General features: G+C 70.0%; 12 protein-coding genes. All 12 read left to right on the forward strand.

The window, feature by feature from the left end; translation table 11 throughout:
* Positions 1-3: 3 nt before the first annotated feature.
* The 12 genes from rsmH (at position 4) to GXN78_RS17885 (ending at position 14,656) form a co-directional block, all read left to right on the forward strand.
* A complete protein-coding gene (gene rsmH, locus GXN78_RS17830) occupies positions 4-927 on the forward strand; it encodes a 16S rRNA (cytosine(1402)-N(4))-methyltransferase RsmH (RefSeq protein WP_106558543.1) in 924 nt (307 codons plus the stop codon).
* 2 nt (positions 928-929) lie between these two features.
* A complete protein-coding gene (gene ftsL / locus GXN78_RS17835) occupies positions 930-1,286 on the forward strand; it encodes a cell division protein FtsL (RefSeq protein WP_106558542.1) in 357 nt (118 codons plus the stop codon).
* Positions 1,287-1,341: 55 nt separating this feature from the next.
* On the forward strand, positions 1,342-3,096 hold the full coding sequence (locus tag GXN78_RS17840) for a penicillin-binding protein 2 (protein WP_106558541.1): 1,755 nt from the start codon (positions 1,342-1,344) through the stop codon (positions 3,094-3,096).
* Complete coding sequence (locus GXN78_RS17845; protein WP_106558540.1) at positions 3,096-4,598, forward strand: UDP-N-acetylmuramoyl-L-alanyl-D-glutamate--2,6-diaminopimelate ligase; 1,503 nt, start codon at positions 3,096-3,098, stop codon at positions 4,596-4,598. The genes GXN78_RS17840 and GXN78_RS17845 overlap by 1 nt, the downstream gene beginning before the upstream one ends.
* The gene (gene murF / locus GXN78_RS17850) at positions 4,595-6,037 is read left to right on the forward strand and encodes a UDP-N-acetylmuramoyl-tripeptide--D-alanyl-D-alanine ligase (protein ID WP_106558539.1); all 1,443 of its coding nucleotides are present in this window, start codon (positions 4,595-4,597) and stop codon (positions 6,035-6,037) included. Before GXN78_RS17845 ends, murF begins: the two co-directional genes overlap by 4 nt.
* Positions 6,038-6,062: 25 nt before the next feature.
* Positions 6,063-7,241, forward strand: a complete 1,179-nt coding sequence (gene mraY / locus GXN78_RS17855) for a phospho-N-acetylmuramoyl-pentapeptide-transferase (protein ID WP_106558538.1) — start codon at positions 6,063-6,065, stop codon at positions 7,239-7,241.
* A gap of 5 nt (positions 7,242-7,246) precedes the next feature.
* Positions 7,247-9,058, forward strand: coding sequence for a UDP-N-acetylmuramoyl-L-alanine--D-glutamate ligase (murD, locus tag GXN78_RS17860; protein WP_106558537.1), 1,812 nt, complete (start codon positions 7,247-7,249; stop codon positions 9,056-9,058).
* 61 nt (positions 9,059-9,119) lie between these two features.
* Complete coding sequence (gene ftsW / locus GXN78_RS17865; protein ID WP_106558536.1) at positions 9,120-10,418, forward strand: putative lipid II flippase FtsW; 1,299 nt, start codon at positions 9,120-9,122, stop codon at positions 10,416-10,418.
* On the forward strand, positions 10,415-11,479 hold the full coding sequence (murG, locus tag GXN78_RS17870) for an undecaprenyldiphospho-muramoylpentapeptide beta-N-acetylglucosaminyltransferase (RefSeq protein WP_106558535.1): 1,065 nt from the start codon (positions 10,415-10,417) through the stop codon (positions 11,477-11,479). The genes ftsW and murG overlap by 4 nt, the downstream gene beginning before the upstream one ends.
* The gene (gene murC / locus GXN78_RS17875) at positions 11,476-12,909 is read left to right on the forward strand and encodes a UDP-N-acetylmuramate--L-alanine ligase (protein WP_106558534.1); all 1,434 of its coding nucleotides are present in this window, start codon (positions 11,476-11,478) and stop codon (positions 12,907-12,909) included. Before murG ends, murC begins: the two co-directional genes overlap by 4 nt.
* Positions 12,906-13,865 carry a D-alanine--D-alanine ligase gene (locus GXN78_RS17880; RefSeq protein WP_106558533.1) on the forward strand — a complete coding sequence of 320 codons (960 nt, stop codon included), beginning with the start codon at positions 12,906-12,908 and terminating at the stop codon, positions 13,863-13,865. Before murC ends, GXN78_RS17880 begins: the two co-directional genes overlap by 4 nt.
* Positions 13,865-14,656: a cell division protein FtsQ/DivIB gene (locus tag GXN78_RS17885; RefSeq protein WP_106558532.1), complete on the forward strand. Its 792-nt coding sequence runs from the start codon at positions 13,865-13,867 to the stop codon at positions 14,654-14,656. The genes GXN78_RS17880 and GXN78_RS17885 overlap by 1 nt, the downstream gene beginning before the upstream one ends.
* Positions 14,657-14,662 lie beyond the last annotated feature (6 nt).

Consider the following 14,662-nt stretch of genomic DNA (forward strand, 5'->3'; position numbering starts at 1 on the left):
CCCGTGCAAGCGCCATGGAGCCATACGACCGTGCTGTTGAAGGAGGCGGTGGAAGCCCTCCTTCCCGGCACCGCGCCCGGACCCGGCACCTACGTCGATGCCACCTTCGGGCGCGGCGGTCACTCCCGGGCCATCCTGGAAAGACTGTCCGAGGCCGGCCGGCTGATCGCGTTCGACAAGGACGCGGAAGCGGTGGCCGAGGCAGCGCGCATCGAGGATGCGCGTTTTTCCATCCGGCACCAGAGCTTCGACCACCTGGGGGAACTGCCGCCGCGCAGCGTCGCCGGCGTGCTGATGGATCTCGGCGTGAGCTCCCCTCAGATCGACAACCCCGTACGGGGTTTTTCTTTTCGTTTCGACGGCCCGCTCGACATGCGCATGGACACCACGCGCGGCCAGAGCGTGGCTGAGTGGCTGGCAACGGCCGAAATACAGCAGATGGCGGAGGTGATTCGTGACTATGGCGAGGAACGGTTTGCTGTTCAGATTGCAAAGGCGATTGCAGCTCGCCGACAGGAACGGGGCCCAATTTCAACCACCGCCGAGCTGGCCGAGCTCGTGGCTGGCACGGTCAAAACCCGCGAGCCGGGCCAGAACCCTGCAACGCGCACATTTCAGGCTCTTCGGATTTTCATCAACGCCGAGCTTGAAGAGCTGCAACAGGCGCTAGAAGCGAGTCTTTCCGTGCTGCAACCCCAGGGCCGGCTCGCGGTGATCAGCTTCCATTCGCTGGAAGACCGCATCGTGAAGCAGTTCATCGCCAGGCATTCGCGCGAGGTCTACGACCGCCGCGCGCCCTTCGCCGCGCCGCGCGCGATGAAGCTGCGCGCCGTCGCGCGCATCAAGCCGACGCAGGCCGAGGTGGACGCCAACCCCCGGGCCCGCAGCGCGATCCTGCGCGTGGCCGAGCGCACCGAGGAAGTCTGACCGTGGTGCGCCTCAATCTTCTCCTGCTCCTGGCCGTGCTGGCCTCGGCGATCTACCTGGTGCACACGCAGTACCTGTCGCGCCAGCTCTTCACCGAGCTGCACCGCGTGCAGCAAGAGACGCGCAGGCTGGAGCTCGAGCGCGACCGGCTGGAGGTGGAGAAGCGCGCACAGGCCACGCCGCTGCGGGTGGAGCGGCTGGCCAAGGAGCAGCTGAAGATGCGCACCACCACGCCGGCCATCACGCAGTACGTGCGTGCCGACGGCACGGTGATCCCGGCGGTGGCTGCGCCCGCGGCCGCGCCCGCAACGCCTGCAGCACGTCCCGCCGCAGCGCCGGCGCGGAGGAGCGCTCCATGAGCCGCAGGGCCGCTCCCAAGGCGAATAGCGCCGTAGCCGAAGGCGGAGGTACTCCATGAGCCGCCGCAGCCGCAGCGTCCAATACACCACCAGCCCGCTGCTGGCGAGCAAGACGCCCGTCTGGCGCAGCAAGTTCATCGTCGCCGGCATTGCGTTCGGCTTCCTGGTGCTGGCCGGCCGCGCGGCCTATGTGCAGGTGTTCGGCAACGCCTTCTTCCAGCGCCAGGGCGAGGTGCGCTTCGCCCGCACGCTGGAGCTGCCTGCCAACCGCGGCCGCATCCTGGACCGCAACGGCCTGCTGCTCGCCTCCAGCGTGGTGGCGCCCAGCATCTGGGCCATTCCCGAAGATATCGAGCGCGACGACCCCGAGGTCAAGGCCAAGCTGCGCCAGGCGGCGAAGCTGCTGGGCATGGCGCAGAAGGACTTCGACAAGAAGCTGGAGGACGAGGACAAGACCTTCGTCTGGATCCAGCGCCAGGTCGACGAGCCCATCGCCAAGCAGATCGCCGAGCTCAACATCAAGGGCCTCTACCAGCGCAAGGAATACAAGCGCCAGTATCCCGAGGGCGAGGCGGCCGCGCACGTGGTGGGCTTCACCAATGTCGAGGACAAGGGCCAGGAAGGCATCGAGCTCGCCTTCAACAACGACCTGGCCGGCCGCGCCGGCTCGAAGCGCGTGATCAAGGACCGCCTCGGCCGTGTGGTCGAGGGCATCGGCGAGCAGGTGCCGCCCGTGGACGGCAAGGACATCCAGCTCTCCGTGGACAGCAAGGTGCAGTTCTTCGCCTACCAGAAGCTGCGCGACGCGGTCACGGCCAACAAGGCCAAGGCCGGCAGCGTGGTGGTGCTGGACGCCATCACCGGCGAAGTGCTGGCGCTGGCCAACTATCCGAGCTACGTGCCCGACAAGCGGCAGAACCTCACCGGCGAGCAGTTGCGCAACCGCGCGCTCACTGACACCTTCGAGCCCGGATCGACCATGAAGCCCATCACGGTGGCGATGGCGCTGGAGGCCGGCCGCATCAAGCCGCAGACGCCGATCGACACCTCCCCGGGGCGCTTCAGCATCGGCGGCTTCACCATCAGCGACACCCACAACTACGGCCTGCTGACGGTCGAGGGCGTGATCCAGAAGTCCAGCAACGTGGGCGCGCTCAAGATCGCCCAGAAGATGACGCCGCACGAGATGTGGGACACCTACACCGCGCTCGGCTACGGCCAGAAGCCGCAGCTCCAGTTCCCCGGCGCCGTGACCGGACGGCTGCGTCCGTGGAAGAGCTGGAAGCCGGTCGAGCAGGCCACCATGGCCTATGGCTACGGCCTGTCGGCCTCGCTGTTCCAGATGGCGCATTCCTACACCGCCTTCGCGCACGACGGCGCCATCATTCCCGCCACCATCCTCAAGAATCCCGATCCGGCGGTGGGCGTGAAGGTGTTCTCGTCTCAGAACGCGCTGGCAGTGCGCAAGATGCTGCAGATGGCCGCGGGCCCCGGCGGCACGGGCCAGCGCGCGCAGACCATCGGCTATTCGGTGGGCGGCAAGTCGGGCACCGCGCACAAGCAGGTCGGCAGGGGCTACGCCAGCAACAAGTACCGCTCCTGGTTCACCGGCATGGCGCCGATCGAGAAGCCGCGCATCATCGTGGCGGTGATGATCGACGAGCCGAGCGCCGGCCAGTACTTCGGCGGCCTGGTGGCGGCGCCCGTGTTCAGCGAGGTGGTGCAGCAGACGCTGCGCATGATGAACGTGCCGCCGGACCTGGCAGTCAAACCGCTGGTCGTGACCAACGGCGTGGAGGAGAGCTTCTGATGCTGGCGCTCCACAATCCCCTCGAGGCCGCGGGCTGGCTGAAGTCCCGCGTGCGCGGCGTGCTGCATGCCGACAGCCGCCCGGTGGGCGCGGGCGACGGCTTCGTCGCCTGGCCGGGCGCGGCCACCGACGGCCGACGCCACGTCGCGGCCGCGCTGGCCCAGGGCGCCGCAGCCTGCCTCATCGAGGCGGAGGGCGCCGAGGCTTTTGGCTTCGACGAGGGCGATGAACGCATCGCTCGCTACGCCGGCCTGAAGGCTGCCACCGGGCCGATCGCCGCCGCCTTCCACGAGGACCCGTCGTCGCGTCTGGACGTGCTCGCCGTCACCGGCACCAACGGCAAGACCTCCACCGCCTGGTGGCTGGCGCAGGCGCTGGCGGCGCACGACGCCACTCGGCCCTGCGCCGTGATGGGCACGCTCGGCATCGGCGTGCCGCCCGATCTCACCTACACCGGCCTCACCACGCCCGACCCGGTGATGCTGCAGCGCGAGCTGCGCGCCTTCGCGCAGCGCGGCTTCGGCGCCTGCGCGATCGAGGCCTCCTCGATCGGCATCGCCGAGCGCCGCCTCGACGGCGCGCGCATCGCGGTCGCGGTGTTCACCAACTTCACCCAGGACCACCTGGACTACCACGGCAGCATGGATGCCTACTGGCAGGCCAAGGCCGAGCTGTTCCGCTGGCCGGGCCTGCGCGCCGCGGTGGTCAACGTCGACGACGTGCATGGCGCGAGCCTGGTGGCCAACCTGGTCGAGCGCGGCGAGGGCGCTCCGGACATCTGGACCGTCTCCGCCGCCGGCGCGCCGGCCCGCTTGGCGGCACAGGACATCGGCTACGACGCCGAGGGCCTGCAGTTCACCGTGGTGGAGCGGGGCGCCGCGCCCGAGCGGCTGTCGACGCAGCTGATCGGCCAGTACAACGTGGCCAACCTGCTGGGCGTGCTCGGCACCCTGCGTGCGCTGGGCCTCACGCTCGCGCAGGCGGTGGCGGCCTGCGCCCGGCTGGACAGCGTGCCGGGCCGCATGGAGCGCGTGAGCCTGCCGGGCCGCCCGCTGGCCGTGGTCGACTACGCCCACACGCCCGATGCGCTGGACAAGGCGCTGGCCGGCCTGCGCCCGCTGGCGCGCCAGCGCGGCGGGCAGCTCTGGTGCATGTTCGGCTGCGGCGGCGACCGCGACCGCGCCAAGCGGCCGATGATGGCCGCAGTGGCCGAGAAGCAGGCCGACCGCGTGGTGCTGACCAGCGACAACCCGCGCAGCGAGAAGCCCGGCGCCATCATCAGCCAGATCCTGCTGGGGCTGGCACGCCCCGAGGCCGCCCAGGTCGAGCCCGACCGCGCCGAGGCGATCCGCCAGACCCTGGCCCAGGCCGCGCCCGACGACGTCGTGCTGCTGGCCGGCCGCGGCCACGAGGCCTGGCAGGAGATTGCCGGCGAGCGCATCGCCTTCTCCGACCGAGCGCATGCCATCGATGCGTTGACGCAAAGGAGGGGAGCAGCATGAGCGCTGAAGAAGCTCCCATGATGACGCTCCGCAAGGCGCTCGCCTGGATTCCCGGCGCCCGCCTGGTCGGCGATCCGGACGTGGCCATCTCGCGCGTGCACACCGACACCCGCACCCTCGCGGCCGGCGACCTGTTCGTCGCGCTGAAGGGCGAGCGCTTCGACGCCAACGACTTCCTGGCCGATGCACGCGCGCGCGGCGCCGTCGCCGCCATCGCGCACCGCGGGCTGGAGGCCGCCGGGCTTTCGGGCCTGGAAGTGCCCGACACCCTGGCCGCCCTGGGCGCCCTGGCCGCGGGCTGGCGTTCCCAGTTCGACCTGCCGCTGGTCGCGGTCACCGGCAGCAACGGCAAGACGACCGTCACGCAGATGATCGCCTCCATCCTGCGGGCCGCGGGTGTGGACCGGGCGCTGGCCACCATCGGCAACCTCAACAACGAGATCGGCCTGCCGCTGACCCTGCTGCGCCTGCGTGAGCGCCACCAGCTGGCAGTGGTCGAGCTGGGCATGAACCATCCGGGCGAGATCGCGCGACTGGCGGCGATCGCCCGCCCCACCATCGGCCTGGTCAACAACGCACAGCGCGAGCACCAGGAGTTCATGGCCACGGTCGAGGCAGTGGCCCGCGAGAACGGCGCCGTGTTCGCCGCGCTGCCGGACAGCGGCACGGCCGTCTTCCCCTACGGCGACGCCTTCACCTCGCTGTGGAACGAGATGGCGCACGAGGGAGCGCCGCGGCGCTGCCTGAGCTTCGGCGAGCAGCCCAACGCCGACATTGCGCTCGGCCGCGCCGAGTGGAAGCACGGCGCCTGGGAGTTCGAGGCGCGCACCCCGCTCGGCGAGATCCGCTCCACCGTGCGCATCGCCGGGCGCCACAACGTGGTGAACGCGCTGGCGGCCATCGCCTGCGCGCTGGCCTGCGGGGTGTCAGTCGAAAAGATCGCCGAAGGCCTCGCCGCGTTCGAACCCGTCAAGGGGCGCTCCCGGGCGAGCGAGCTGCTGCTGGCGGACGGCCGCGCCATCACCGTGGTCGACGACAGCTACAACGCCAACCCCGATTCCGTGCGCGCCGCCGTCGACGTGCTCAGCGGCCTGCCGGGCCCGCGCCTGCTGGTGCTGGGCGACATGGGCGAGGTCGGCGACCGCGGCCCGCAATTCCATGCCGAGGTCGGCGCCTGGGCGGCCGAGCGCGGCATCGAGTCGCTGTTCGCGCTGGGCGACGCATCGGTCCACGCCATCACCGCCTTCTCGCGCGCCGGCGGCGCCGAGGCGCGGCACTTCGGCGACATCGACGCGCTCGATGCCGCAGTGCTGGCGCAGCTGCCGCGCATCGCCAGCGTGCTGGTCAAGGGCTCGCGCTTCATGCGGATGGAGCGCGTGGTCCAGGCCATCGCTGCCGCTTCCGCACGCCAGGACAACAACAAGGAGGGCCGGCCATGATCCATGCGCCGCGCACGTTCGCATCATGCTGATGAGTCTTGCCCAATGGCTGCAGACGCTCTCGCCGGAGCTGGGCTTCCTGCGCATCTTCCAGTACCTCACCTTCCGCGCGCTGATGGCGGCGCTGAGCGCGCTGCTGCTCGGCCTGGGTGCCGGGCCCTACGTGATCCGCCGGCTGGCCGCGCTCAAGATCGGCCAGCCGGTGCGCGGCTACGCCATGGAGACGCACCTGAGCAAGAGCGGCACGCCCACCATGGGCGGCGTGCTGGTGCTGTTCTCGATCGCCTTCGCCACCTTGCTGTGGTTCGACCTGTCCAACCGCTTCGTCTGGATCGTGCTGTGGGTCACGTTGGGCTTCGGCGCCATCGGCTGGGTCGACGACTGGCGCAAGGTGGTGAGAAAAGACCCCGAGGGCATGCGTTCGCGCGAGAAGTACATCTGGCAGTCGGTCGTCGGCCTGGTCGCGGCCTTCTACCTGCTCTTCAGCATCTCCGAGAGCTCCAACTGGCGCGTGCTCGAGCTGTTCTACACCTGGGTGGGCTCGGGCTTCGACCTGGACTTCCCGCCCAAGATCAACCTGCTGGTGCCCTTCTTCAAGGAAGTGAGCTATCCGCTGGGCGGCATCGGCTTCGTGATCCTGACCTACCTGGTGATCGTGGGCGCCAGCAACGCGGTGAACCTGACCGACGGCCTCGACGGCCTGGCGATCATGCCGGTGGTGATGGTGGGTTCGGCGCTGGGCGTGTTCGCCTACGTCACCGGCAGCGCGGTCTATTCGCGCTACCTGCTGTTCCCGCACATCCCGGGCTCGGGCGAGCTGCTGGTGTTCTGCTCGGCGATGGCCGGTGCGGGCCTGGCCTTCCTCTGGTTCAACACCCATCCGGCGCAGGTCTTCATGGGCGACGTCGGCGCGCTCGCGCTGGGCGGCGCGCTCGGCACCATCGCGGTCATCGTGCGCCAGGAGATCGTGTTCTTCGTCATGGGCGGCATCTTCGTGGTCGAGGCGATCTCGGTGATGGCGCAGGTGACCTACTTCAAGTACACCAAGAAGCGCTTCGGCGAAGGGCGGCGCGTGCTCAAGATGGCGCCGCTGCACCACCACTTCGAGAAGAGCGGCTGGCGCGAGACGCAGGTCGTGGTGCGCTTCTGGATCATCACCATGCTGCTGTGCCTGGTGGGCCTGTCGACCCTGAAGCTGCGGTGACATCCATGCGGCATCTTCAAGACCAACACGTGCTGATCCTGGGCCTGGGCGCCTCGGGCCTGGCGATGGCGCGCTGGTGCGCGCGCCATGGAGCAAAGCTCACGGTGGCCGACACCCGCGAGGCGCCGCCGCAGCTCGAAGCCCTGCGTGCCGAACTGCCCGATGCGGTCTTCGTCGGCGGCCCCTTCTCGGCCGCGCTGGTCGAAGGCACGGCGGTGCGCGCGGTGTATCGCTCGCCAGGCTTGTCGCCCGCCTCGGTGGCGGTGGTGGTCGACGCCGCCAAGGCCGTGGGCTTGCCGGTGGGTGGCGAGCTGGATCTCTTCGCGCGCGCGCTGGCGGACTTGCGCGTGGTCGAGCGTGCAGAAGAAGCTGCACCGCCGGCCGAGCCGGAGGCGCAGCTGACGCTGGAGGCGCTGCAGCCTGCCGATGTGCTGGAAGTGCTGGAAGTGCTGGAAGTGCCGGAAGTGCCGGAAGTGCCGGAAGCGCAGCAGCCCGAGGAAGCGCTGGCCGCCAACGAGCCGCAACTTGCCCCCGTGCCGGAATCCGCCGCCGTCGAAGACGACGACGATGCCGAGGCCCCGCCGCCTCCGCCCGTGCCCGTTCCGCCGGCGCCCCAGGGCTACCGGCCCGCCGTGCTGGCCGTGACCGGCACCAACGGCAAGACCACCGTCACCGCGCTGACAGGCCAGCTGGTCGCGCGCGCCGGCAAGACGGTGGCAGTGGCCGGCAACATCGGGCCCACCCTGCTGGACACGCTCGCCGCGCACATCGATACCGGCACGCTGCCCGAGGTGTGGGTGCTCGAGCTCTCCAGCTTCCAGCTCGACGGCGTGCAGGGTTTCGAGCCGACCGCCGCGACCGTGCTGAACGTGACGCAGGACCACCTCGACTGGCACGGCGACATGGCCGCCTATGCCGCTGCCAAGGCGCGCATCTTCGGCACGAAAAGCGTCATGGTGCTCAACCGCGAGGACGAGGCGGTGATGGCGATGAAGCCGGTCCCCGTCAAGCTGGCCAAGGGCCAGTCGCCCCGCTCGGTCCTGACCTTCGGCGCCGGCATGCCCCTGCGACCGGGCGACTACGGCATCGAGCGCGTCCACGGCATGGCCTGGCTGGTGCGTGCCCTGGAAGCCGACGAGACGCAAAAGCGCAAGCGCGGCGCCGCGGTCGAGGAGGAAGAGATTCACATCCAGCGCCTGATGCCCGCCGATGCCCTGCGCATCCGCGGCCGGCACAACGCGCTCAATGCACTGGCGGCGCTTGCGCTCGCCACCGCCGCGGGCTGCCAGCTCGGGCCCATGCTCTACGGCCTGCGCGAATACCGCGGCGAGTCGCACCGCGTGGAGCCGGTCACCATCGTGGACGAGGTCGAGTTCTTCGACGACAGCAAGGGCACGAACGTCGGCGCGACGGTTGCGGCCCTGAGCGGCCTCGGCGAGGAGCGCCGCGTGGTCGTGATCCTCGGCGGCGAGGGCAAGGGCCAGGACTTCGCGCCGCTGGCGGCACCCGTGCGTCAGTACGCGCGCGCCGTGGTGCTGATCGGCCGCGACGCACCGCTGATCGAGGCCGCGCTCGCCTCCACCGGCGTGCCGCTGCTGCACGCCGCCTCGATGGAAGAGGCGGTGAAGGCCGCGGCCGGCCGCGCCCGTCCCGGCGATGCGGTGCTGCTGTCGCCGGCCTGCGCCAGCTTCGACATGTTCAAGGACTACGCGCACCGCGCCGCCGTGTTCTGCGAGGCCGTGCAGGACTGGGCCGAGTCGCCGCGCGACGTGGGCATCGACGGCGACGCGCCGTCGGGCGGGGAGAGCGATAGATGAGCCCCCGCACGGCCGCTCCGAAGGGGGCTCACACCGCAGCGCGTAGCGCGGAGGTCGCCTTATGAGCGCGAACGCCGCCGCCGCCACGCCCAACAAGAGCCCCCGCTTCTGGGAGGGCTGGTTCAGTCGCGCCAAGACCAGCATGGACGCCTTGCCCATGCACCTGCCGGTGCGCCTGGGCAATGCCGGCATGACGCAGACCAAGGCCGCGCCGGTGCGCGTGCTGGGCTTCGACCAGGCGCTGGCCTGGGTCACGGTCGCGCTGCTGGCCTGGGGGCTGGTGATGGTCTACTCGGCCTCGATCGCGCTGCCCGACAACCCGCGCTTCGCGCGCGCCGGCTACAGCGCCAGCTACTTCCTCACGCGGCACGTCGCCTCGATCGTGATCGCCTTCGTGGCCGCGCTGCTGGCCTTCCAGGTGCCGATGCGCACCTGGGAGCGCGCCGCGCCCTGGCTCTTCGTGGCCTCGCTGCTGCTGCTGGTCGCGGTGCTGATCCCGCACATCGGCATCAACGTCAACGGCGCGCGCCGCTGGCTGCCGATGGGCTTCATGCGCTTCCAGCCCTCGGAGCTGGCCAAGCTCGCGATGATCCTCTACGCCGCCAGCTACATGGTGCGCAAGATGGAAATCAAGGAGCGCTTCTTCCGCGCCGTGTTGCCGATGGGCGTGGCGGTGGTCGTGGTCGGAATGCTGGTGATGGCCGAACCCGACATGGGCGCCTTCATGGTGATCGCGGTGATCGCGATGGGCATCCTGTTCCTGGGCGGCGTCAATGCGCGCATGTTCTTCCTGATCGCGGCGCTGGTGGTGGTGGCCTTCGGCACCATCGTGGCCTCCAGCCCGTGGCGGCGCGAGCGCATCTTCGCCTACCTCGACCCGTGGAGCGAGGAGCATGCGCTGGGCAAGGGCTACCAGCTCTCGCATTCGCTGATCGCCATCGGCCGCGGCGAGATCTTCGGCGTCGGCCTGGGCGGCAGCGTCGAGAAGCTGCACTGGCTGCCCGAGGCCCACACCGACTTCCTGATGGCGGTGATCGGCGAGGAGTTCGGCCTGGTCGGCGTGCTGCTGGCCATCGGCCTGTTCCTCTGGCTCACCCGCCGCATCATGCACATCGGCCGCCAGGCGATCGCGCTGGACCGCGTGTTCGCCGGCCTGGTGGCGCAGGGCGTGGGCATCTGGATCGGCTTCCAGGCTTTCATCAACATGGGCGTGAACCTGGGCGCGCTGCCGACCAAGGGGCTGACCCTGCCGCTGATGAGCTTCGGCGGCTCGGCCATCCTGATGAACGTGATCGCGCTGGCGATCGTGCTTCGCATCGACTACGAGAACCGTGTGCTCATGCGCGGAGGCCGCGTATGAGCAGCAGGACCGCACTCGTCATGGCAGGCGGCACGGGTGGCCACATCTTCCCGGGCCTCGCCGTGGCCGAAGCCCTGCGCGAGCGCGGCTGGCGCGTGCACTGGCTGGGCGCGCCCGGCAGCATGGAAGAGAAGCTGGTGCCGCCGCGCGGCTTCGCCTTCGAACCCGTGCAGTTCGGCGGCGTGCGCGGCAAGGGGCCGCTCACGCTGGCCCTGCTGCCCATGCGCCTCTTGCGCGCCTTCTGGCAGAGCCTGGCCGTGGTGCGCCGCGTGCGGCCCGACGTGGTGCTGGGACTGGGTGGCTACATCACTTTCCCCGGCGGCATGATGAGCGTGCTGCTGAACAAGCCGCTGGTGCTGCACGAGCAGAACTCGGTGGCCGGGCTCGCCAACAAGATCCTGGCCGGCGTTGCCGACCGCGTCTTCACCGCCTTCCCGAACGTGATGAAGAAGGCGCAATGGGTCGGCAATCCGCTGCGCGCGGCCTTCGTGTCGCAGCCCGACCCGGCCACCCGCTTCGCCGGCCGCAGCGGCCCGCTCAAGCTGCTGGTGGTGGGCGGCAGCCTGGGCGCGAAGGCGCTCAACGCGGTGGTGCCGAAGGCGCTGGCCCGCATCGCGCCCGAGCAGCGCCCGAGCGTCTTGCACCAGAGCGGCGCCAAGCAGATCGACGAGCTGCGCTCCAACTACGCCGCTGCCGGCGTCGAGGGCGAGCTCACCCCTTTCATCGAAGACGCCGCAAGTGCCTATGCCGACGCCGATCTGATCGTCGCGCGTGCCGGTGCGAGCACCGTCACCGAGATCGCGGCCGTCGGCGCGGCTGCGCTGTTCGTGCCTTTCCCTTCCGCCGTGGACGACCACCAGACCACCAACGCCCGCTTCCTCGTCGACGCGGGCGGGGGCTGGCTCGTTCAACAAACCGAATTGACTCCCGAATTGCTGGCCGATTTGCTACAGAAGACCGGGCGCCCCGCGCTCATGGAACGTGCCGTGAAGGCCAAGACGATGCAGAAGACCGAGGCGGTCGACGTCCTGGTCCGCGCGTGCGAGGAGCTTGCGAAATGAAGCACGCCATTCGCCACATTCACTTTGTCGGTGTCGGCGGCTCCGGCATGAGCGGCATCGCCGAGGTGCTGCTCAACCTCGGCTACAAGATCACCGGCTCCGACCTGGCCGACAGCGCCACGCTCAAGCGGCTCGCGGGCCTGGGCATCGGCACCTTCGTCGGCCACGACGCGGCCCACATCGCGGGCGCCGACGCGGTCGTCACCTCCACGGCCGTGCAGGGCGACAACCCCGAGGTGGTGGCGGCACGCGAGAAGCGCATCCCCGTGGTGCCGCGCGCGCTGATGCTGGCCGAGCTGATGCGGCTCAAGCAGGGCGTCGCCATTGCCGGCACGCACGGCAAGACCACCACCACCAGCCTCGTGGCCAGCGTGCTCGCCGCCGCCGGGCTGGACCCGACCTTCGTCATCGGCGGCCGGCTCAACAGCGCCGGCGCCAATGCGCAGCTGGGCAGCGGCGACTACATCGTGGTGGAGGCCGACGAATCCGACGCCTCCTTCCTGAACCTGCTGCCGGTCATGGCGGTGGTCACGAACATCGACGCCGACCACATGGAGACCTACGGGCACGACTTCGCGAAGCTCAAGAAGGCCTTCGTCGATTTTCTGCACCGCATGCCCTTCTACGGCGTGGCGATCCTGTGCACCGACGACCCCGCGGTGCGCGAGATCGTGACCGAGGTCTCGTGCCCGGTCACCAGCTACGGCTTCGGCGAAGACGCGCAGGTGCGGGCCGTGAACGTGCGCGCGGTCGGCCAGCAGATGCACTTCACCGCGCAGCGGCGCAACGGCGTCACCTTGCCCGACCTCGACATCGTGCTCAACCTGCCGGGCGAGCACAACGTGCGCAACGCGTTGGCGGTGATCGCGGTGGCGGTCGAGCTCAACGTGCCCGACGAGGCGGTGCAGCGCGGCCTGGCCGACTTCAAGGGCGTGGGCCGGCGCTTCCAGCGCTACGGCGACGTCAAGCTGCGCGGCGCCCTCGGCCTGGGCAGCTTCACGCTGATCGACGACTACGGCCACCACCCGGTCGAGATGGCGGCCACCATCGCCGCCGCGCGCGGCGCCTTTCCGGGCCGCCGCCTGGTGCTGGCCTTCCAGCCGCACCGCTACACCCGCACGCGCGACTGCTTCGAGGACTTCGTCAAGGTCATCGGCGGCGCCGATGCGGTGCTGCTCGGCGAGGTCTACGCCGCGGGCGAGGCGCCCATCGTGGCGGCCGACGGCCGCTCGCTGGCGCGGGCGATCCGCGTTGCGGGCAAGGTCGAGCCGGTCTTCGTCGACGACATCGCCGGCATGCCGCAGGCGATCCTGGACAACGCGCACGACGGCGACGTCGTGATCTGCATGGGCGCGGGCTCCATCGGCGCCGTGCCGGCCAAGGTGGTCGAGCAGGGCGGTTCGGTTTCTTCTTCAGGGAGGTCCCTGTGAACCCGCAAGACTTCGGCAAGGTCGCGGTGCTGTTCGGCGGCACCTCGGCGGAGCGCGAGATTTCCATCATGTCGGGCACCGGCGTGCTCGAAGCGCTGCGCTCGGGCGGCGTCGATGCGCATGCCTTCGACCCGGCCGAGCGCGAGCTGGTCGAGCTCAAGCACGAGGGCTTCGCGCGCTGCTTCGTGGTGCTGCACGGCCGCCACGGCGAGGACGGCACGGTGCAGGGCGCGCTGGAGCTGCTGGGCATCCCCTACACCGGCTCCGGCGTCATGGCCTCGGCCGTGGCCATGGACAAGGTCATGACCAAGCGCATCTGGCAGGCCGACGGCCTGCCGACGCCGCGCTATGCGCGTCTGGCCTTCGACCAGCAGAGCCGCGAGCAGATCATGGCCGTGCCCGACGTGCTGGGCCTGCCGCTGATCGTCAAGCCGCCGCGCGAGGGCTCCTCCATCGGCGTGACCAAGGTCATGGGCTATTCCGAGATGCAGGATGCCGTGACGCTCGCCGTCGGCTACGACACCGACGTGCTGTGCGAGGAGTTCATCGAGGGCGAGGAAGTCACCTGCGCCGTGCTGGGCAACGGCCTGAACGCGCAGGCGCTGCCGGTGGTGCGCATCGCCGCGCCCGAGGGCGCCTACGACTACCAGAACAAGTACTTCACCGACGACGTGAAGTACCACTGCCCGAGCGGCTTGCCCGAGGCCGAGGAGCAGGAGATCCGGCGCATCTCGCTGGCCGCCTACCACCAGCTCGGCTGCCGCGGCTGGGGCCGTGCCGACCTGATGATCCGCGCCAGCGACCGCAAGCCCTTCCTGCTGGAGATGAACACCTCGCCGGGCATGACCACCCATTCGCTGGTGCCCATGTCGGCGCGCGCTGCCGGCATCTCCTACGAGGATTTGTGCTTGCGCGTGCTCGCTTCCGCCACGCTGGATTCAAGGGCGGAGGTCTGATGGCCGACAGCATCCCCGTGCCCTTCGACGTCAAGCTCATGAACGTGACCGCGACCCTGGTGTACGCGTTGTTCGCGCTCGTGCTGCTGGCGGCGGGTGCCTGGTGGGTGCTGCGCCAGCCCTTCTTCCCGCTCGCCGGCATCAAGGTGGACGGCGAGGTCACGCACAACAACGCGGTCACGCTGCGCGCCAACGTCGCGCCGCAGCTGGCCGGCAACTTCTTCACCGTCGACCTGGCGAAGGCGCGCGCGGCCTTCGAATCCGTGCCCTGGGTGCGCAAGGCGGTGGTGCGGCGCGAGTTCCCCAACAAGCTGCGCGCGACGCTGACCGAGCATGCGCCAGTGGCGCACTGGGGCGACGAAGCCGATTCGCGGCTGATCAACGGCTTCGGCGAGGTCTTCGACGCCAACGTCGCGGAGGTGGACGACGACCTGCCGCGCCTCGGCGGCCCGCCCGAGCAGGCCGGCCAGGTGTTGGGCATGTACCGCGTGCTGCAGCCGCTGTTCTCGCCCTACGAACTGGCGATCGATCAACTGAAGCTGTCGAGCCGCGGCAGCTGGAGTGTGGTGCTGGACAGCGGGGCGGTGCTCGAGCTGGGCCGCGGGCGCAGCGAGGAAGTGGCGGCCCGCACGCAGCGCTTCCTGGTCACGGTGGCGCCGGTCGCCAAACAGTACGGGCGCAGCGTCTCCGCCGTCGAAGGCGCCGACCTGCGGCACAACGAAGGCTATGCACTGCGGTTGCGCGGCGTCACCACGGTCACGACAGAGCCGCCACCGCCCAGGAAGAAATAGAGAGCA

The organism is Variovorax sp. WS11 (assembly GCF_010499245.1).
In the GTDB taxonomy this organism is placed as follows: domain Bacteria; phylum Pseudomonadota; class Gammaproteobacteria; order Burkholderiales; family Burkholderiaceae_C; genus Variovorax.